Origin of the sequence: Chania multitudinisentens RB-25 (assembly GCF_000520015.2) — a bacterium.
Taxonomy (GTDB): Bacteria; Pseudomonadota; Gammaproteobacteria; order Enterobacterales; family Enterobacteriaceae; genus Chania; species Chania multitudinisentens.
Window position 1 is genome coordinate 2,098,297 of sequence record NZ_CP007044.2, and the last position, 20,686, is coordinate 2,118,982.

Genomic DNA, 20,686 nt, shown 5'->3' on the forward strand with positions numbered 1-20,686 from the left:
GGATTGGAAGAATGAAAAAAGGTTTAATGTTGCTTTCTCTGCTGGTGGCGTCGGTGACCGGTACGGTGCATGCTGATGATGCAGCAATCCAAAAAGCACTCGGTAGCCTGGGTATTCAACAGGCCGATATACAACCTTCACCAGTGGCTGGTTTGAAGACCGTGTTGACCGAGAGTGGGGTGCTGTATATCTCCGAAGATGGCAAACATATTCTGCAAGGGCCTTTGTACGATGTCAGTGGCAAGCAGCCCGTTAATATCACCAATCAACTGTTATTCACCAAGCTGGAAGCGCTGCAAGATCAGATGATCGTCTACAAAGCGGCGCAAGAAAAACACGTCATTACGGTGTTTACTGATATCACCTGTGGCTACTGCCACAAACTGCACCAACAGATGAAAGAGTACAATGAGCTGGGGATTACCGTGCGTTATCTGGCATTCCCGCGTCAGGGGCTGAATTCACAGGCAGAGAAAGACATGCAGTCCATCTGGTGTTCTGCTGATAAGGCCAAAGCCTTTGATGCGGCGATAAAAGGCGATGCTGTGTCTCCGGCAACCTGTAAAACTGACATCAGTAAGCATTATGCTTTGGGCCTGCTGTTTGGTATTCAGGGTACTCCAGCCATTATTATGCAGGACGGCAGGATGATCCCAGGCTATCAGGGCCCGAAAGAAATGGCCGCGATGCTGGATGCACATCAAGCTCAAGACGCAACGAAATAAGTCTCAGTGATCATCAAAACTCAATTACGCCGCCGAGCAGCGGCGGACGCCAGTCTTTTGCCAGCTAGTTTGCCAGCGTTGTTACGCCGTTTATATGCCTTACGCGGTGTGCGGGGTGAGCAGGAGCTGGAGCGCAGCGTCAAAGGGATGCTGCCTTGGCAACGGTTAGACGGCATTGATGCTGCCGTAGCGATCTTGCAGCAGGCATTGATCGATCGCCAGCGCATTATGGTCGTGGGGGATTTCGATGCCGACGGTGCCACCAGTACCGCATTAACGGTGCTGGCATTGCGCAGCATGGGCTGCAATCACGTTGACTATCTGGTGCCGAATCGTTTTGAAGATGGTTACGGTCTGAGCCCGGAAGTGGTAGAGCAGGTGGCCGTGCGCGGCGCTGAACTGATCGTCACCGTGGATAACGGCATTTCTTCCCATGCGGGTGTTGAACTGGCACATGCCAAGGGGATGCAGGTGCTGGTCACCGATCACCATCTGCCGGGTGAAACCCTGCCAGCGGCGGAAGCCATCGTTAACCCCAATCTGCGTGATTGTGATTTTCCGTCCAAATCCTTAGCCGGTGTAGGTGTCGCGTTTTATCTGATGCTGGCGCTGCGCGCTCGGCTGCGCGACAGCGGCTGGTTTGAACAACGCACACTGACCATGCCCAATCTGGCAGAACTGCTGGATTTGGTGGCATTGGGTACGGTGGCCGACGTGGTGCCGCTGGATACCAATAACCGCATTCTGGTGTATCAGGGGTTGAACCGCATTCGCGCTGGGAAATGCCGGCCCGGCATCCGCGCTCTGCTGGAAGTGGCAAACCGTGATGCACGCCAGCTGGCGGCCAGCGATCTGGGTTTTGCCTTGGGCCCACGGCTGAATGCGGCGGGGCGGTTGGACGATATGTCGATCGGAGTCGCTTTGCTGCTGAGCGACGATATCGCTCAGGCGCGTATGTTGGCTAACGATCTCGACGCGTTGAATCAGACCCGGCGTGAGATCGAACAGGGGATGCAGGTTGAGGCGCTGCAACTGTGCGATCAACTGGAACGCACCACCACCGCATTGCCTTATGGGTTGGCGATGTACCATCCAGAATGGCATCAGGGTGTGGTCGGGATTTTGGCTTCACGCATCAAAGAGCGCTTTCACCGCCCGGTCATTGCTTTTGCTCCAGCGGGAGACGGCATTCTGAAAGGCTCAGGCCGTTCGGTAGCCGGGTTGCACATGCGTGATGCATTGGAGCGGCTCGATACCCTGAATCCAGGGCTGATGATGAAGTTTGGTGGCCATGCGATGGCGGCGGGGTTATCGCTCGAAGAAGCTAAATTTGATGAGTTTCGTCAGCGTTTTGGCGATCTGGTGGGCGAATGGCTCGATCCGGCGATGCTGGAAGGGGTAATCTGGTCCGATGGTGAATTGAGCGTTGAGGAACTGACATTGCCTACGGCGGAACTATTGCGCGACGGCGGGCCATGGGGGCAGGCGTTCCCAGAACCCATTTTTGACGGCAAATTCCGTATCCGGCAGCAACGGCTGGTAGGGGAAAAGCACCTGAAACTGATGGTGGAACCGCTCGGTGTCAATCCACCGTTGCTTGATGCAATTGCTTTCAACGTCGACATCACCCAGTGGCCCGACAATAGTGTGAAGGAAGTTGAACTGGCGTATCGGCTGGATGTTAATGAATTTCGTGGCAACCGCACCGTACAGTTGCTGGTTCAGCACCTTTGGCCTTGTTAGCCGGTAAATAGGAGCGCCCTGCAAACGGTATAGCTAAAGTGGTTGGCGTGGCAGCCAACCCCTGCAACTTCAAGTAAGAAGGGTCTATAAACTGGCGGCGTGATCCGCTAGAATTATCGGTTCCAATGGCATTTCGCCATCGACGACATCAACGTAAGAACGCTAAAAATCATGTTTGAAATTAACCCGGTAAAAAACCGCATTCAGGATCTGTCTGAGCGCACCGCCGTTCTTAGGGGGTATCTTTGACTACGATGCCAAGAAAGAACGCCTAGAAGAAGTCAACGCTGAACTGGAACAGCCAGACGTTTGGAACGAGCCTGAGCGCGCGCAGGCGCTGGGCAAAGAACGTTCGGCTCTGGAAGCCATTGTTGAAACCATCGATCAGATGGAACAAGGCTGTGAAGATGTTTCTGGCCTGCTGGAATTGGCAGTTGAAGTGGAAGACGAAGAAACCTTCAATGAAGCCGTGGTTGAACTCGATCAACTGGCTGCCAAGCTGGAGCAACTGGAATTCCGCCGCATGTTCTCTGGTGAATACGACAGCGCAGATTGTTACCTGGATATCCAGGCCGGTTCCGGCGGCACCGAAGCGCAGGATTGGGCCAGCATGCTGTTGCGGATGTACCTGCGTTGGGCCGAGTCGAAAGGTTTCAAAACGGAAGTGATCGAAGAGTCTGACGGTGACGTTGCGGGCCTGAAATCAGCCACCATCAAAATTATCGGCGACTACGCCTTTGGCTGGTTACGTACAGAAACCGGCGTGCATCGCCTGGTACGCAAGAGCCCATTTGATTCCGGTGGCCGCCGCCACACTTCTTTTAGCTCTGTCTTTATTTACCCGGAAGTGGATGACGATATCGACATCGACATCAACCCGGCCGATCTGCGTATTGATGTGTACCGTGCTTCTGGCGCGGGTGGCCAGCACGTGAACAAAACCGAATCGGCGGTACGTATTACCCACTTGCCAACCAACATTGTGGTGCAATGTCAGAACGATCGCTCTCAGCATAAGAACAAAGATCAGGCCTTCAAACAGCTGCGTGCTAAGCTGTATGAATATGAAATGCAAAAGAAAAATGCTGATAAGCAAATGATGGAAGACAACAAATCCGATATTGGCTGGGGCAGCCAGATCCGCTCTTACGTGCTGGATGACTCCCGTATCAAGGATTTGCGCACCAACGTAGAAACGCGTAATACGCAGGCCGTACTGGATGGCGACCTGGATAAATTCATTGAAGCAAGTTTGAAAGCCGGGTTATGAGGAACAGAAATGTCTGAGCAACAAACACAAAGCGCCGATCAGGCGTTGGATCTCAACAACGAGTTGCAGTCCCGCCGTGAAAAGCTGGCGGCGCTGCGTGAGAACGGCATTACGTTCCCAAATGATTTCCGCCGTGATACCACGTCTGACCAACTGCACGCTGCCCATGACAATAAAGACCACGAAGAGTTGGAAGCTTTAGGTCTTGAAGTCACCGTAGCGGGCCGCATGATGACTCGCCGTATTATGGGCAAGGCTTCTTTTGTCACTTTGCAGGATGTGGGTGGCCGTATTCAGCTTTATGTTGCCCGCGACGATCTGGCTGAAGGTGTTTACAACGAGCAATTCAAAAAATGGGATCTGGGCGATATCCTTGGAGCGCGCGGTAAACTGTTCAAGACCAAGACCGGTGAGTTGTCGATTCACTGTACCGAACTGCGTTTGCTAACCAAGGCGCTGCGTCCGTTGCCGGACAAATTCCACGGCCTGGCCGATCAGGAAACCCGCTATCGTCAGCGCTATCTGGATCTGATCGCCAACGAAGAATCACGCAATACCTTTAAAATTCGTTCTCAGGTGATGGCGGCGATCCGCAACTTCATGGTGGGCAGAGGCTTTATGGAAGTCGAAACCCCAATGATGCAGGTGATCCCCGGTGGCGCTTCGGCCCGCCCGTTTGTCACTCATCACAATGCGCTGGATATTGATATGTACCTGCGTATTGCGCCAGAGCTGTATCTGAAACGTCTGGTGGTCGGCGGTTTTGAACGCGTGTTTGAAATCAACCGTAACTTCCGTAACGAAGGTGTTTCTCCGCGCCATAACCCAGAGTTCACCATGATGGAACTCTATATGGCGTATGCGGATTATAAAGATCTGATCGAACTGACCGAATCTTTGTTCCGCACGCTGGCGCAGGATGTGCTGGGCAATACCCAAGTACAGTATGGCGATGAGGTGTTCGATTTCGGCAAGCCGTTTGAAAAGCTGACCATGCGAGAGGCGATTAAAAAGTATCGCCCTGAAACCGACTTGGCCGATTTGAACGATATGGCTAAAGCGGTAGCGATTGCCGAATCTATAGGTATCAAGGTTGAAAAGAGCTGGGGCTTGGGCCGCGTCGTCACCGAGATTTTCGAAGAAACAGCAGAAAGCCATCTGATTCAACCTACCTTTATTACCGAATACCCGGCGGAAGTTTCCCCGTTGGCGCGCCGCAATGATGAGAACCCGGAAATTACCGATCGCTTCGAGTTCTTTATCGGCGGCCGTGAAATCGGCAACGGCTTTTCTGAGCTGAATGACGCAGAAGATCAGGCACAGCGTTTTGCTGACCAGGTAGCGGCGAAAGATGCTGGCGACGATGAAGCCATGTTCTATGACGAAGACTACGTGACCGCGTTGGAGCACGGCCTGCCGCCAACCGCAGGCTTGGGAATCGGTATTGATCGTATGGTGATGCTGTTGACCAACAGCCATACTATCCGTGATGTGATTTTATTCCCGGCGATGCGCCCGGCTAAATAACATGGCGTAAATGAATCGACCGGTGCAGGCAACTGTGCCGGTTTTTTTCACTTGTAGCGAACAGAAGGGCAGTGCTATTGCTAACCGCTTAAAACATCGGCAGTTATACACTTTCTCCGCTTGCCCGGCGCGTATAACCAGTTATAATGCCACTCGCACATCAAAGCGGGTGTAGTTCAATGGTAGAACGGCAGCTTCCCAAGCTGCATACGAGGGTTCGATTCCCTTCACCCGCTCCAAACACACTTTTCCCAACGTCTACCAAAGCCTACTAAACCCAGTAAAATCAAGCCTTCCAGCGAAATCTCGTTATCCCAAGGTCTACCCGTATCTACCAAAATCTATACATCTGTGTGTATAGGACGTTGGATCTTCTCCGGTGCTATACACAATGCCCCTCACAGACCTTGATTTTGTCGGTGGCTGAACTGCCCGACTTTTTCCGTACCTTCAACACCTAGATCGGCAGCTTGATCGTTAAGTTGGTCGCCGGGAAATGCTTCAGTGGTATGCCGATTATATGGATATGTTGGTATTCAAACGCGCCCATCCTCTGATTACCTTGCGTACACTTAAGGTGTACGTTTGAAATGTACATCACATAGGAGGGATTATGCTCGTTTACACGTCTACACAGGCGCGCGCCAATATTTCAGCAGTTCTTGACGCAGCCACCAGCGGGGAACCGGTAGAAATTACTCGTCGTGATGGTTCTGCCGCCATAGTGATCAGCAAGGCCGAGTTTGAGGCATACCAAAAGGCAAAACTTGATGCCGAATTCGACAGCCTTATGCAGCGCCACGGGCGGACGGTTGAGGTTTTGACTGATAGATGAAGTGGGTGAACGCCAGTGAAATAGTCATATTCCACGACAGGATTTTGCAGCTTTATCCCGGTGTGGCAGGTATGCCAGATGCGGGCAGGGCAGAGGCCATTATTCATCGGGTTCACAATTTTGCTCACTATGAAGGTGTGAATGATGTGTTTGACTTGGCGGCTGCCTATTGGGTTGCTATCGCGCGCGGGCATATCTTCAATGATGACAACAAGCGAACGGCATTCTTTACCACCATGGCGTTTCTAAGGCGTAACGGTGTGCTAATCCGCGATGAGGGTAACACGCTTGAAGAACTGACCGTCCAGGCCGCTACTGGTGAACTTACTCCGATACAATTAGCGCAAAGCTTACGCGAGCTTGCCGAATGAGAAGTGTTTTTTCTGGCCGGTGGGTTGTCGTCACTGGCGGCCCTCCACCAGCACCGCTCCCTATATGGTTAAAAATTACTCGCAATCGCGGCAAGCGAGAACAAATGTGTGTAGTTTCATTTTTATAAACTCATAGGGTTCCGTATTTACTGGCTTTAAATGCTGGCGTTCTACTCCATTCACCGCTCCACTCTAAGTTATTTTCTCCTCTCATAAAGTCTACTTTCCCCAGTAAATACGGCATTCTCAGAGAGTTTTGGTTATTCTGAGGTCTATATACATCTATTGAAATCTACTACCAGTTGGGGGGAAATATGGAGGTATCAAAAATACCCCATGGAAAAACACCCCCAATGAAACTGAATGCCCGACAGCTAGAGGCTGCAGAGCCAAAAGATAAACCCTATAAGCTTTCTGATGGCGGAGGGTTGTTCTTGTTGGTCAATATCAATGGCTCCCGTTATTGGTGGTTGAAGTATCGTGTTGCAGGCAAAGAGAAGCAGGAACTCGACCAGGTGAATTACGGCAGGCGGAGTGGGGTGAATTTGATTTCGATAAAGCACTTTGGGAAATACCCGCAAGTAAAATGAAAATGCGTCGCCCCCATCTTGTGCCACTATCTAAGCAGGCAATTACACAATTTAAATTACAGTCTCGGGCCGGGAGAAATCCCGGCCCTTGTCAATCATAGAGCCAGCGGCCAGCCTTGGCGGATTCGATTAACATAGCAATAGTTAATGGTTCTGGCTCAATATAGTAAACCCGCTGTGATTTAGGTAAAAGAAAGTTAGGAATAAACCCTTTTTCATATGGCCAGTATTTTAGAAAATCGAATCCCGCACGTTCTACTCTAAACTTGTCGAAGAACTCATTCATGATGCGGTCACCTTCTTCTCTTGCCCAGGGGTATTTACCTGTAGACAGGCTGATCTCTATTGTTAATGGTCGTTTCTTGCTGAATGGGGTGGGAAGGTTCCATTTCGCATCATACCATTCAAAAACCTCTTGCGCTTTGTCATCTAGCCCCATAGTTGATCTCCATTTCTGGCGATGAGGTTATAGGTTTTGATCGTTTTCCATGCGATTGTGGACACATCATTAGCGATGAAAGCTATACCTAAAATAGGTATCCACCGTCCAGAAAAAGCGCCAAGATTGGTCACGTAGCTGAATTTCCGTTTTTTGATAGATGCATTTGTGAGCGTTGGTAGTTGCATTCCGGTTTCTATATTGATCCAGCGTCGAAGATTCTCACTAAGAATGCTTGTACCCTTTGTTGTTCCTGCTGGCTTCCGCCTTGTGCTCTTAAGTGGTTGGCCCAAAATAACCAACGCTAAAGCAATAACATCACTAACCCCTAACTGCTTTTGGGCTTCTTCAACAAAAACCCAAAAGAACAATTCCCCAGCACTTAGGTTATGCATCCCTTTATAAAAATATTTCCCACCTAGTTCCTCGACCGTATCCATCACTTTTCCTTGTCGATTGGCTTGGGTGTAACATAGCCAACTGCACACAAGGTTTCAATGGTTCTTGGAATCTGAAATCCACTCATCTGCGGAATCGAGCTTGTTGAATGAGAAGGTTTGCTTGGTTGGTGGGTGATCATCACTGATGGTGAGCTGCCAGAGCCGATCTCTATATGAGTGAAAAATGCACAAATTCGCAGCAAGCGAGAACAAATGTGTATAGTTTCATTTTTATAAACTCATAGATCGCCGTATTTACTGGCTTTAAATGTTGGCGTTCTACTCCCTTCACCGGCAAAAAATTTTACTCAATGAACAAAATCAAACATGAGTGAATACCCTACGTGCATGGGAACATGAAGCCACTCAGACCATCATATTGGCTATTGAACTAAGGCTTATTCCGATAGTAAATTTTTGCTTAAGCATTATTATGATTTTCCTTGGTAACAGAAAGACTCACAAGGAGATTTTGTCGTGGGAGAGGAAAAGGATGTAAAAGAAGGGATAAAACGACCTCTGACATTTGGTGAGACAGTTTTATCACGCGGAGTATTTGGTAATTCAATTAACTATGGCTCTGTTTTTGTTCATTGCGATAGTTATTTACCATTTGGACTGCAAGATAATAGTATCGGCTTGATGATAAAAGACTATTAAAAGATTACCCAATGGAACAACAAGTCTCTATCATTGCCGATTACTTCTTCCTGAAAAAACAAGACTATGCCGCTTGGTTGAGAGCTATCGGGCCAACGATTAACTTTCGCGGTATATCTGATAAAAATATTGCCGGAAAATATGAATATACACTCTCTCAGTTTCTAAAACAGAGGTAAAACTATGAAAAGGATTATTCTTGTTGGTGTGTTTACTTCATTGTTGGTTGGTTGTTTTCATATTGGAGACACACGAGCAAAGCATTATAGAGCCTCCGTAACAACCATCGCCGATAATGTATGCGTTATGATTCAACCGGAAGGTGATGAGAAGCTCATCAGTCTTATTATTGAAGAAGTTGGAAAGCCTAATAATAAATTGGAAAGATTTTATTATGATGATGCTCTGACAGTATCATCTGATAAGTGTCTCCCAAATTTTGGTTATCTTTTCGAAGTAGGCAAAGCGTATAATTATTCTGTTATTCTTGAGTCACCTGATAAGAAAAAGAACGGTGTTATTCCCGCAAGCCGAATATATGGTGTTGATTTTACCTTGTGGGAGAATAATGGGAAGCTTGAAGCTAATACACTTTACTGACTATAACCGGGGAAACCCGGTTTTCCAGTTTTTTGAAAATAAAGTCATATAAAATAACCCACCTTTACAAATTGAACCAACATACCTTTACTTATATAGAGAGAAATAAACGGTAAGAAAAAACGCTTTCAAACGATGGAGTCACGATTCATTCTGTATAAGTTGCTATTAGTCCGAGTTTTCTCTTAGAGATGTACATCTAGAAATCACATGCCGCTGTTCAGAAGGAAGATCTATTTCGTTACTGCGAGTTGACGATCTAGCAACCGCCCATGATGCGGGTTTATCCTGTATGTACCAGAGGACAAAAATGTCCTGCGGGTAAGATATCATTGGCGGGAGCTGTTAAGGTTGTACGGGAAGTTAAAGCCATATCGCTACCTTTTCTTTTGAAAACCGACAACTGCCACGAAATTTAAGTATATTTTTGAGTACATAAATAGGTCATGATCGGCAAAACCGTTATTACTAACTGACATTTGCATCTAATCCTGGGGGTAGGTTAGTGGTTGTGACTGAGCATCTCAAGGCAAGTGTGAGAGTTACACAGCAGAAACACCTTTCATAATGGCTAATGACTGCCCATATATTGAAGTGCATCACATTAAATACCTGGCAAACGGTGGTTTTGATACTGCTAAAAATACTGTTGTATTATGCTCCAGCTGCTATCGAGCGCTGCACTATGCCATGAATAAAGATACATTTGTTGAAGATCTCTACCAGCGTATAGTACGGCTTGTCAGGGAATAGTAGGATGGCAATCCTCAGGAACTTACTCCGGTAAGTGACTGGAGTAAGCGAGGACAACCGATACACCTGCAACTTGGAGTATGACGGGTATAAAGTTGAGTTGAAACAAGGGATAACGAAAAATACAAGGAATTTAAATGTATAAAATATTAGGGTTCTTAATCACCATGCCATTACTTTCGGGGTGTGCAGCACTCTATGGTAATGGCGGTAATTTTGCGAAATATTATGAAGGGAAAAATGTTACCGAAATTAAAGCTGCGGAAAACTACATTCCTTGTTCCTATCAGGAACTTGCTGTTCATACACTGAATGCAGAACAATTTAATGATATCAAAAAGTTACGTACAGGTGCGTACAGACAAGGTTATATTCTTATTGGGCAGTCCCATGGAGAGGGAACGTCCAATGCATTTACCAAGAACGATGTAACAGGCTTGGCGTTGAAGCTGTCAGCTTGCCTGGCTTATTGGGGGAGTTCTGGTTTTTCCTATGCTGAAAATCAAACTCGTACTTATTATGAGCAAGTCGTAGACGGCATTTATTATGATAATAACGGGCAGCCTCAGTATGCTATGCGTAATGAGGAACGTTACGAGCAAGTGAACGTTAATTATTATAACTTCCATTCATATTATTTTATCAAGTTGGATCTGAATAAATCGTTTGGTGCCTTTTATCAAGAATTATCAGCCGAGCAGAAAAAAATAGTGGGCCTCAATTACGGTGTATTTATCCGTGCGGTTGCTAACGGTAGCCAGGCAGAAAAAGAGTTTAATTTAAGAGAAAATGATATTTTGCTTGAGTACAATGGGCAGCAATGCACAATAGATAACAGCCCTGACTTCTGCGGTGTTAACGTTCCTGTGCATACCGCTCGTGTGTACCGGGAAGGGAAAATCATGAACATTGACGTTAGGGCCCTACCAGTAAAAGGAGGGGCGGCGTAGCGAAAACTTGGGCCAGGAGATGTACTTGTGATTACCAAGTAGGCTGCAAAAGAGATTGCATAATTTCCTGTTAATGAGATGGTCACCCCACCCTGTGAGCAGTACGCTGGCAGGGTGATATGTGTTTTCTAACAACGTAAACAGGCACATTATGGACGAAAAGAAACTTAAGGCACTTGCTACCTAATTGGGCAAAGGCCTTAAAACCAAAGCCGATCTCAACCAGTTTTCCCGTATGCTGACGAAGCCTTACTTGGTAAGTATTTAGTAAGTTCTATCTATATAAGCTGTATTCGTAGCGGTGCCTGATGAATAAACGCGAAAGCCCTGACCAGTGGCGAGTTATTTTAACGCGCTTCGCTGGGCAGGGCTGCCTCCTCTCCGATTCAGGCACCGGTTTTCACCTGTTCACCTCCTTCTTCTACATCTTCAGCGTTCGCCACATCGTCCTCATCCGGCTTTTTCTCTGGATGATAACCATTGAAATACAGGTTAAGCAGAACAGCAGAGACAGAGGAAAGCAGGATCCCGCTGTGCAGCAGTGGTTGCAGGTAAGACGGCATATGGTGAAAGAAATTACCGGCAACGATCGGGATCATACCAACCCCCAGGCTGATCGCGACAATGTAGGGGTTATAGCGATTGGTGCTGTAGTTGACTCTGGCTAATATCCTGATCCCGGTTGCCAACACCATACCGAACATCACGATCCCCGCTCCCCCCAAGACAAACTGTGGAATCGAGGCGACCAGAATAGACATTTTCGGGATCAGGCCAAACAGCACCAGTATGACGCCAGACATAACGCACACCCAGCGGCTTGACACCCGGGTAACGCTGACCAGCCCGATATTCTGGGAAAAGGAAGTGTGCGGGAACGTATTAAAGATACCGCCAATGATGGTGCCAATACCGTCAACCCGCAGCCCGCGCACGATATCCTGCTTGGTCGTTGGGCGCCCGACAATTTCCCCCAGGGCCAGAAACATCCCCATTGATTCAATAAATACGATCAGCATGACGATTGTCAGCGTAATAATTGATGCGGGATCGAAGGTTGGCCAGCCAAAGGCAAAGGGCCTGACCATCGCAAACCAGTCGGCATTTTCTAATCCAGAAAAACTGACTTCCCCCATCAATAGCGCCAGAATAAAGCCAAAGCCAATCCCCAGCAGCACGGAGATATTGGAAATAAAACCTTTACAGAAACGCGTAATCAGTAAAATGAAAATCAGCACTACCAGCGATACGCCAATATAGGCCGGGTCGCCGTAATTGGGGTTTCCTTTCCCGCCTGCCGCCCAATCGATCCCCACTTGCATAATGCTGAGGCCAATAGAGGTAATTACGATCCCGGTCACTAGCGTTGGGAACAACGGCATCAGGCGACCAATCAACGGCACCAGCAGTGTGGTGATCACGCCGGCCGCAATGGTTGCGCCAAAGATACCGGTTAAGCCAATATCGGGGTTGGCACCAATGGCCAGCATCGGCGTTACCGCAGCGAAGGTGACGGACATAATCACCGGCAGGCGAATACCGGCAAAACGGCCAATCCCCACGCACTGTAGCAGCGTAACGATACCGCAGCAGAACAGATCTGAGCTGATCAGATAGGCGATCTGCTGCTTATCCAGCCCAAGGCTGCCGCCAATCACCAGCGGTACGGCAACGGCACCCGCATACATCACCAGGACATGCTGCAATCCCAGAGTAAAAAGGTGCGTAATTGGTAAAATCTCTTCAACCTTATCAATCTTTCTATCGATCTCTTCGTCAGGCGAAATATCATTAATGTTGGTCATGAAACATCACTCCTGTACCGCCTGATTCAGGTTGTAAAACCTGATGGCTACGACTTAGGGGGCAATAATTCTGCAACCCCCTGGCTATTGATGTACCGCATGAACATCTGATCTTTGACGATTGTTGAAGGCCATCATCCCGTCGCCACCCTCAGCGGCCATATCGCTTACAGAAAGGATCATTGGATGAGAACCTACATTGAGCTGTAGCATTCTCATCAATAAATGACACTCTCATGGATTAGCCACAAGAATCACAACGGGTTATTTTTAGACCCGGGAAAATATATGCATATTATGTGCAAAAATTTATATCCGGCAGATAATCTTTTTATTGAATACGGTTAAATGAGAAAAGCATCACAGAGGAAATCCCATAAGTTTAAATATGGTTAATTTTATGTTTAATAAAAACAACATGAATAGAAAATAATTGCACCTTTCTTGGTCAAGGTGACGAATAAAATTACCAATATGGTTATGTTACGTCTCAATCCGCATGGATTATCGTCTCAATTTGAGAGTTGGAGCAGATATACCACCGCGCCTACTTGCAACGGCATCGTTATTGGTTTATTTGCCACCTGGATGTGGCTCTACTTATTTAAGGTATATAAAAAAACCCGGTGCAAGAACCGGGGTTTGAGATTGATGCCAAAGCTGACGATGAAGGAAAACAGAGATGAGAGCCCGCGACGTTTCGGTCGCTAAACACACGTTGTCTCATGAGAGATTTCAGAGAACACCATTATCTTTAGCAATGCTTCTGGTGATGTACTGAGCCACTACAATTCAGATCCCAGGCCTATCGTCATCTTCCAGGTAGGTTTACTGGTTTTACTGAGCCGCTACAGACTTTCTTCCACATTGATAATGGTGCCCACTCTGATATCCAGCGAAGATAAAGACTAAAATGGCGTTATCTCTTTCATTAACGCCCCTGTTTTATCTGCTCCAATAAACATCATGAGCTACTTTTTTCCGCAATGTTCAGGTTATTTCCTTGTTACTCACAATGGATTTTGACACTAGCCCATATTCGATCGCCTCTGCCGCCGGCATCCAAAAGTCACGCTCAATGTCGTGCAAAACTTTTTCCAGCTTCTGCCCGGTTTGCCTGGCGATCAAGGCAGCAATCCTTTCCCTAATCCGGATAATTTCTCTGGCCTGAAGTGCGACATCGGTGGCTTGGCCGCCAATCCCCCCGCTAGGTTGGTGGATTAGAAAACGGGTATTGGTCAAACAGAAGCGGCGTTCCTTGGGGACCGCCAAGAACACATTAACCGCAGCGCTCCCTACCCAACCGCTGCCGATCATATTGACCGGAGCATTAATAAAGCGGACGACATCGTGGATCACATCCCCCGACTCTACATGACCGCCAGGTGAACAAATCAGGAAATTAATCGGATCGGAAGACTCGTCGGACAGCGCCACCAGTTGCTTGACGACATTGTAGGCCACCGTGTCATTGATTTGCCCAAACAGCAGGATAGTTCGCGACTTGAAGGTTCTCTCATCCAAAAAACCATCGCGTTGAAGAGGACTTACTTCCGTTTTTTCTTCCATCTAATACCTCGTCTATTTTATGAGCCGCCCTCACCATCAAGCTCGGGGCGGTGGTTGAAGCCATCTTTAGTGCAGCATCCTACTCAACTGGATGACTGTAGTAGCTCAGTCATTCCGAACATCTCAATAGCCTGTTAATGTTACAACAGAAAATTGAGGTAATCGAACATGGCCTAACGTAAACATATCAAACTGAAGCTGAAACCCATGGCATCACGCCTGCCGGCATAGCGTTGGCTCCAGGCCAGCGTTGCATTCAGGAACTGGAGAAACAGGTGCTGCGTCTGGAGAGAGAAAAAGAAATTTTAAAGCAGGCCGCCGTGTTGATGAGCGAAATCCCCGTCAAGTCTGTGCGTTGAGCACACGGCTGAAAAAGAAATAGCCAGTGGTGCTGCTGTGCCGCTTGCTGAAAATCCGCCTTCATAAATACAACGGCGGTTTATCGCCGGTGAGTATGAGAATCAGTGGAAAGAAGCTACAAGGGTATCCTACTACACTGATATGGAAGAGGAAAAGACTTTGGCAGCAATTTGAAACCCCGGTGCAAGAACCGGGGTTTACACTTTGCAGGAAGAACAGGCAACGGTTTAACTTAACGCATCCATCCGTTGCCACAGCCGCATGGCGCTGCGGCTGGCTTCCGCATAGATCGACTCAACTTCAAACGGGAACTGGCGAGCTTCATATACCATGCGCCCTTCCACCATCACGGAATGTACGCTGTTAGCGCTCATGCCAAAGGCCAAATGTCCGCCAATATTCTCTGCCACCAGCGGCGTGGGAGAGGCGTAATCACAAATGGTAAAGTCTGCTTTGTAACCCGCCTGCAAGCGGCCAAACTGTGCGCCAAAGTTGCGCGCCAGCAGCTCATTGCCCGCATGCAGGAAACGCAGGAAGCTGTCTGGCCACAGCGGCCCCCCGGCATCACGGTGTTTGAAGAAGGCAAACTTCATCTCTTCAAACATATCCGCCCCGATCCCATCCGTGCCCAGTGCCAGATGATTGTAGCCGCCAAGCCGCTGGTTATAACCCACATGGTTGTTCATATTGGAACGCGGGTTATGCACCAGAAAAGCCCGGTGCCGGTTGATAATCTCAATATCCTTATCCGAGAGATACAGCCCGTGCGCCACCAGCGTTTTTTCATCAATCAAGCCAAATTTATCCAGACGTTCAATCAGGTCCAGCCCATATTTATCGTGGCTGTGAGAAACATCATAGCGGTCCTCGGCTGCGTGGATATGCAGGCCGCGCCCGGTGGCCCGCAGCGCTTCGGCAAGCATTGAGAGCCCTTCATCTGGTACGGTAAACGGGGCATGTGCGCCGATGTGCGCCTCAACCAGGTAGGGCACACGGCCCCCCGTTTTGGCAGCATCGATCTGGTTGGCAAAATCGATATTCTCTTCAACGCCCTCGCGCAGTTCACGCAGACCACCGTTACGATCGGTGGTTTCATAACAGGTCATACCGCGCAGCCCAGCCTTGAGAAACCCCTGGCGCAGGGTATTCAGTGAGCCACGGATATAGTTGGGCGATGCATGATGATCGATAACCGCCGTACAACCGCTCTTGATCGCCTCAAGCGAACAGATCAAGCCGCTGTAGTAGAGTGATTCTTCATCCAGCGCCCGATCCAGCCGCCACCACAGGTTTTTCAGCGTCGAGATAAAATCCGGGCTGGGCTTGATATTGGCCATGATGCCGCGCGCCAGGCCGGAGTAGAAGTGGTTATGCGCGCAAACGATGCCCGGCATCACCAGCTTTCCCTGCATCTCCTTCACCGCCGCCTGCGGGTATCTGGCGCTTAAATGACTGCCGACTTCTTTTATCAGCGCACCTTCGATGGCGATATCCTGCCCTTCGCTCACGCTGGCGGGTTCAAACTGTACCAGCGTGGCATTCTTCAGTATCAACATGGTTTACTCCTCAACGCGCCCCAGAAGATAAGCGTGATAGTGATGTACATGGCTGATAATGCGGCACATATCCTGCAATTCAGCCGGAACCCCAGCAATATGCCCCTGCGCGTCAATGCTGAGCTGATACAGCTGCTGGTTCTGGCGCACCTTCAGTTTGCCGCCGTCAACCAAAAAGCCGGGGTTACTGCTGTTGATAAAATCTTTTTCCAGGTTGTAAATGGTCACCTTGTCTTTGTAAGGTTTTCCCTGCCACGGGCAGAACTGGGCGCAGTTACCACATTCGTTGCAGTAGGCATCGATATGCAGCGTCTGGAACGAGTCACGGAAGCCAGGCACCGCAATGGAAATATTGGCGCGGTTCGGGCAAACGTCGACGCACTTGCTGCACACATAGTTACATTCCAGGCAGCGCTGCGATTCCTGCGCAACGAACGCAGCGGTATCGCTCTTATCAACCATCTCAACGGCGATGGTGCCTTTACGCGCATAAATTTCCGCGGGATCGACGTTCAGCCAGCGCTTATCGTTGTGATGTGATTTTTTGTTCTCCCGGCTCAGGATCGCATCACTGGCGTAGCGGGCGTTGGCAATCGCTGCAACGATGGAAGAAGGGCCGTTCTGAACGTCACCAATCAGGAATACGCCAGCGCGTGAGGTTTCACCGCTGTTGAGATCCACCACCGGCCAGCCATCCTCACCGAGCGGTACGCCCATGGCAGCCAGGCGCTCGCAGTCTGCCTGCTCACCGATGGCGCTGATCAGCGTATCCATCCGCAGCTCAATGGTTTGCTCTGTCGCCACCGGTCGGCGGCGCCCCTGCTCATCGGGTTCCCCCAATGCCATCACCCGCGCGGTCAGCTTGCCGTCGCTGTCAAAACGCTCGGGATTGGTCAGGAACATAAACTGCACGCCGTCTTCCAGCGCTTCCAGATACTCTTCACGGTAGGCTGGCATCTCCTGAATCGAGCGACGATAAAGCACGGTGACGTTTTTCACGCCCGGCACGCGCAGCGCGGCGCGCGCGCAGTCCATCGCGGTATTTCCCGCGCCGACCACCGCAACCTCACTGCCCAATTCCAACCAGTCTCCACGGTTGAAACTGCGCAGGAACGGCAGGGATTTATACAGATTCCGATTATCCCCTTGCAGCCTGATGCCGCTGTTCTTATCAGTACCGATACCGATGCAGACATACTTAAAGCCCTGCTGACGCAGCTCATCCACCGTCAGATGAGGATTGCAGCCGTACTCGAACTTAACGCCGTGAGCAGCAACGAAATCAATGTCATGCTGGATAGTCTCGGCAGGAATACGGAACTGCGGGATGATATTCTTGACCACGCCGCCGGCGTTGGCTTCGCGCTCAAACAACGTCACCTGATGACCAGCCCGCGCCAGGAAGTAGCCCGCCGCCAGCCCGGCAGGGCCCGCACCAATCACCGCCACTGGATGCCGATCGCCGGAACCGGCTGGCCTGTGCCAGCGTTGCCGGTATTCATCCCAGCCTTTCTCCAGCGCAATCTTTTTCAGATCGCGAATATTCAGCGCCTGGTCATAGTCCATACGGGTACAGTTATACTGGCACTGATGATCGCAGATGTGGCCGGTGATCGCTGGCAGGGCGTTGCGCTGATAGATGATTTCCAGTGCGTCTGCATAGCGCTGTTCGCCGAGCAGGCGAATATATTCCGGAATATCCTGCTTAATTGCGCAGGCCGATACGCAGGGTGCAACATAGCAGTCCGTCACAGGCAAAGGCCCACCGGCATCGATTTGGTCCTGCGCCTTCCACTCTTTCTGGGTATAGTCCATGCTCAGAGCCTGCTCAGCCAGCGCTTGCAGTTTATTCACATCAATCTGGGTCATTTCCCAGGCGTTGGAGCGATCCAGTTCATGCATGCACTCGGTCTGGCGCAGGTAGCCACCGGGCTTCAGCAGGTCGGTAGCCATCGTGATCGGGCGGATACCGGTTTCAAAAATGGCGCGAATGTTAAACTTGCTGGCCCCCCCTGAGTATGAAATAGGCAGCTTGCCTTTAAACGCCTGTGAGAGCACCGCAGCAACGTTGATTGACAGCGGGAACAGCGCCCGGCCGGACATATACATTTCATCCCCAGGCAGCGCCCCCTTGCCGTTGATGGTGCCAAGGGTATTGGTCAGCTTGACGCCAAAGCTGAGCTGTTTCTGTTTGCCGAGCGCCAACAGGCGTTCAAGCATCTCCAGTGCGCGATCCAGCTTGAGATCGTGTTCAAACGACTCCTCTTTCAGGCCGATATAGTCAAAGCCACAGTTGTCGAGGATCTGCCGTACCCGCGGATAGCCCAGCAACGTGGGATTCAGCTTCACGAAGGTATTCAGCCCTTTTTCTTCCAGCATGTAGCAGCAGATGGCTTCGATTTCGTGCGGAGGGCAGCCGTGCATGGTAGACAGCGTAACGCCGTGCACCATACGGCTGGGAATGCTCTGCGGCAGGGCGCGCAGTTCCGCCTGCCGTTCGGCCAAGCCAAGCTGCTGGATAAACGCCGGGCTTTCCAGACGGGAACGCAAAATCTGCTGATACTCGCTGAACTTGGGGTGCTGAGCAGAATCGATCATACTGTCGATGAACGCCTGCATCGGCGGCTCTTTAATCCCTTTGAGATCGTAGCCAACGCTCATATTGAAAATAAAAGACTTACTTTCCCCCGCCGCGCGTGGATCGAAGATCGCCTCCAGCAAATAAAGCGCAAACCAGGCTTTTAAATACTCGTCGTGTGCCTTTTTCAGGGTGAATTCGGTTGACCATTCGGTGTTAAAGCACTCGTCTTCAGCATCAATACAGGGTTTTTCCAGCTCAAGCCGATCCAGGATCTGCACCGTTTTCAGCTCAATAAAGCGCCCCCCGGTCAGCCAGGAGACGATAATATTCTGCGCCAGCTGGGTATGAGGCCCCGCGGCAGGCCCAATAGGGGTTTCACAGGTTTCACCGAAGACTTTAAGTAATTTTTCATCGGTTTTACGATAAAACTGCCGTTCTGGAATACCGAAAATAGAGCGGCTTTCTTTATATTCTGCAAAAATTCGCGTCAGGAGTTCTCCAAACGGAATGGGGCGCATGATGTCTCCCATCATTATCTCCTTGCTGAATGACCCTGCTTACACTTCAAGTGCGCGGGGTATATGACATTGACCCAATCACAATCGTTAACGGGTGGTGAGGTTTTATTTTTGTATCTGACTGAATAGCGGAGCAACAATCAGGCCAGATTGAAATAACGCGGTGAGCAATAATTAATTTCGTGAGATCGGTCGCAAGACAGTTTATTTTTTCAGCCTGGCAACATTAATCAATGAGAATAAGAATCAGCCCGTCAGGAGGGGGTATCTCTATTACTGAGGCTGATTCAGGTAATTATCATAACAAGATAACCCTTTCTCATTATGATATTTATCGCAACTTAACTCGCCTTTATTTCCGCAGTTCCGCGTTGAAAACGCTGCGCGGTGTGATTCGGCAAACAGAAATAAACCTGAAAATGACGAGGCACAAAGTTTGCATAACTTAAGCGACGTAAATTGATCGTTCGCCGAACCACTGTCAGCATCGCTAGCAAAGGAACGACGCCAAGGGTGCCGGGTATCTCTCAATGTGAGACGCAGCGAACGTATGAAAATACAGACAAAGGTACATCAGCCTATGAACATCTTTTCTGAAGCCGCTCGCCGGGTCAAACTTAACCAGCCCTTCGCGTTTACGCAGATCATCGAAAGCCGGGGTTCAACGCCGCGCCATAGCGGGCAGATGCTGGTCACCGCAGAGGGAGAGACGGTTGGCACTATCGGCGGTGGCATGATGGAGCGGCTGGTGATCGAACAGGCTGTCGCCGCCATCACCGAGCAAAAATCCAGGGTCTTTCATGGCCGTATGGCGCGCAACGGCAGCGACGCCGTCGGCTCCGACTGCGGAGGGGCCATGACGGTGTATATCGATGTACACGGTATGCGGCCCAAGCTGATTTTGCTGGGCGCAGGCCATGTGAACCGCGCCATTGCTCAGCTTGCCGCACCGTTGGAGTTCGATATCCACATCGCGGATACCTACGCCAGCAGCCTGAACCCTGATATTTTCCCTCCTGGGTGCCAGCTGTTGCTGGCCGAAAGCTTCACCGCTGCCGTTGCTCAGTTGACTATCGACGCTGACAGCTTTGTGATTATTGCCACCAATCATCAGGATAAAGAGACGCTGGAAACGCTGATTGAGCGGCCGGTGCGCTTTCTTGGCCTGCTGGCAAGCCGCCGCAAAGCGCAAACCTTTAGAGAACAATTGCGGCAGGCGGGCTGTAATGAAGCCGCTATCCAGCGCCTGCGTGCGCCGATAGGTTTTGATATTGGCGCGGAGACACCGGCTGAAATCGCCGTCAGCGTGATGGCGGAAATTCTACAGGTGAAAAATCAGGCGGCCGGCGGTTTGATGCAGGATCAGTTGTAAATACGGCGGCGGAAATCCCTCT

General features: G+C 49.8%; 17 protein-coding genes, 1 tRNA gene and 2 pseudogenes. 14 read left to right on the forward strand and 6 right to left on the reverse strand.

The features are described from left to right. Window positions 1–11: 11 nt before the first annotated feature. The 8 genes and pseudogenes from dsbC to Z042_RS26550 form a co-directional block, all read left to right on the forward strand. A complete protein-coding gene (dsbC, locus tag Z042_RS09300) occupies window positions 12–725 on the forward strand; it encodes a bifunctional protein-disulfide isomerase/oxidoreductase DsbC (protein WP_024910044.1) in 714 nt (237 codons plus the stop codon). A 6-nt stretch (window positions 726–731) separates the two neighbouring features. Beyond that, window positions 732–2,468 (forward strand): single-stranded-DNA-specific exonuclease RecJ, encoded by a 1,737-nt coding sequence (recJ, locus tag Z042_RS09305; RefSeq protein ID WP_024910045.1) that lies wholly within the window; start codon window positions 732–734, stop codon window positions 2,466–2,468. Between the two features lie 171 nt (window positions 2,469–2,639). Continuing rightward, window positions 2,640–3,738 (forward strand): peptide chain release factor 2 gene (gene prfB, locus Z042_RS09310; protein WP_154666930.1). Its coding sequence is split into 2 segments (ribosomal slippage): window positions 2,640–2,714 and window positions 2,716–3,738, totalling 1,098 coding nucleotides; the frame shifts between segments, so codons are not numbered across the junction. Window positions 3,739–3,747: 9 nt separating this feature from the next. Beyond that, entirely contained in the window at window positions 3,748–5,265 is a 1,518-nt protein-coding gene (gene lysS / locus Z042_RS09315; protein ID WP_024910047.1) for a lysine--tRNA ligase, read from the forward strand. 165 nt (window positions 5,266–5,430) lie between these two features. Further along, window positions 5,431–5,504 (forward strand) — tRNA-Gly (locus Z042_RS09320). 374 nt (window positions 5,505–5,878) lie between these two features. Beyond that, complete coding sequence (locus Z042_RS09325; protein WP_024910048.1) at window positions 5,879–6,100, forward strand: type II toxin-antitoxin system Phd/YefM family antitoxin; 222 nt, start codon at window positions 5,879–5,881, stop codon at window positions 6,098–6,100. Then, a complete protein-coding gene (locus Z042_RS09330) occupies window positions 6,097–6,471 on the forward strand; it encodes a type II toxin-antitoxin system death-on-curing family toxin (protein ID WP_024910049.1) in 375 nt (124 codons plus the stop codon). The genes Z042_RS09325 and Z042_RS09330 overlap by 4 nt, the downstream gene beginning before the upstream one ends. Before the next feature lie 353 nt (window positions 6,472–6,824). Beyond that, window positions 6,825–6,971, forward strand: a pseudogene (locus Z042_RS26550) (Arm DNA-binding domain-containing protein); the annotation flags it as partial. 181 nt (window positions 6,972–7,152) lie between these two features. Here Z042_RS26550 and Z042_RS09340 read toward each other — a convergent pair. Beyond that, window positions 7,153–7,500, reverse strand: coding sequence for a DUF1493 family protein (locus tag Z042_RS09340; protein ID WP_024910051.1), 348 nt, complete (start codon window positions 7,498–7,500; stop codon window positions 7,153–7,155). Continuing rightward, window positions 7,491–7,940, reverse strand: a complete 450-nt coding sequence (locus tag Z042_RS09345) for an STM2901 family protein (RefSeq protein WP_024910052.1) — start codon at window positions 7,938–7,940, stop codon at window positions 7,491–7,493. The genes Z042_RS09340 and Z042_RS09345 overlap by 10 nt, the downstream gene beginning before the upstream one ends. Window positions 7,941–8,417: 477 nt before the next feature. Between Z042_RS09345 and Z042_RS26560 the strand changes: the two genes are divergently transcribed. From Z042_RS26560 to Z042_RS09355, 5 genes are all read left to right on the forward strand, one after another. Beyond that, the gene (locus Z042_RS26560; RefSeq protein ID WP_236849242.1) at window positions 8,418–8,600 is read left to right on the forward strand and encodes a hypothetical protein; all 183 of its coding nucleotides are present in this window, start codon (window positions 8,418–8,420) and stop codon (window positions 8,598–8,600) included. 11 nt (window positions 8,601–8,611) lie between these two features. Then, entirely contained in the window at window positions 8,612–8,779 is a 168-nt protein-coding gene (locus Z042_RS26565) for a hypothetical protein (RefSeq protein ID WP_236849243.1), read from the forward strand. Between the two features lie 4 nt (window positions 8,780–8,783). Then, on the forward strand, window positions 8,784–9,200 hold the full coding sequence (locus tag Z042_RS09350; protein ID WP_024910053.1) for a putative T6SS immunity periplasmic lipoprotein: 417 nt from the start codon (window positions 8,784–8,786) through the stop codon (window positions 9,198–9,200). 567 nt (window positions 9,201–9,767) lie between these two features. Further along, window positions 9,768–9,953: an HNH endonuclease gene (locus tag Z042_RS26850; protein WP_071882813.1), complete on the forward strand. Its 186-nt coding sequence runs from the start codon at window positions 9,768–9,770 to the stop codon at window positions 9,951–9,953. Between the two features lie 137 nt (window positions 9,954–10,090). Next, window positions 10,091–10,903, forward strand: coding sequence for a Do family serine endopeptidase (locus Z042_RS09355; RefSeq protein ID WP_024910054.1), 813 nt, complete (start codon window positions 10,091–10,093; stop codon window positions 10,901–10,903). A 386-nt stretch (window positions 10,904–11,289) separates the two neighbouring features. Here Z042_RS09355 and Z042_RS09360 read toward each other — a convergent pair whose 3' ends face one another. From Z042_RS09360 to ygfK, 4 genes are all read right to left on the reverse strand, one after another. Beyond that, complete coding sequence (locus Z042_RS09360; protein WP_154666931.1) at window positions 11,290–12,708, reverse strand: nucleobase:cation symporter-2 family protein; 1,419 nt, start codon at window positions 12,706–12,708, stop codon at window positions 11,290–11,292. A 990-nt stretch (window positions 12,709–13,698) separates the two neighbouring features. Next, a complete protein-coding gene (locus Z042_RS09365; protein WP_024910056.1) occupies window positions 13,699–14,277 on the reverse strand; it encodes an ATP-dependent Clp protease proteolytic subunit in 579 nt (192 codons plus the stop codon). 587 nt (window positions 14,278–14,864) lie between these two features. Further along, a complete protein-coding gene (gene ssnA, locus Z042_RS09370; protein ID WP_024910057.1) occupies window positions 14,865–16,193 on the reverse strand; it encodes a putative aminohydrolase SsnA in 1,329 nt (442 codons plus the stop codon). Window positions 16,194–16,196: 3 nt separating this feature from the next. Beyond that, on the reverse strand, window positions 16,197–19,304 hold the full coding sequence (gene ygfK, locus Z042_RS09375) for a putative selenate reductase subunit YgfK (protein WP_024910058.1): 3,108 nt from the start codon (window positions 19,302–19,304) through the stop codon (window positions 16,197–16,199). Window positions 19,305–19,872: 568 nt separating this feature from the next. On the opposite strand from ygfK, the pseudogene Z042_RS09380 reads away from it, so the two are divergent. Continuing rightward, window positions 19,873–20,661 (forward strand): annotated as a pseudogene (locus Z042_RS09380) (XdhC family protein); the annotation flags it as partial. Window positions 20,662–20,686 lie beyond the last annotated feature (25 nt).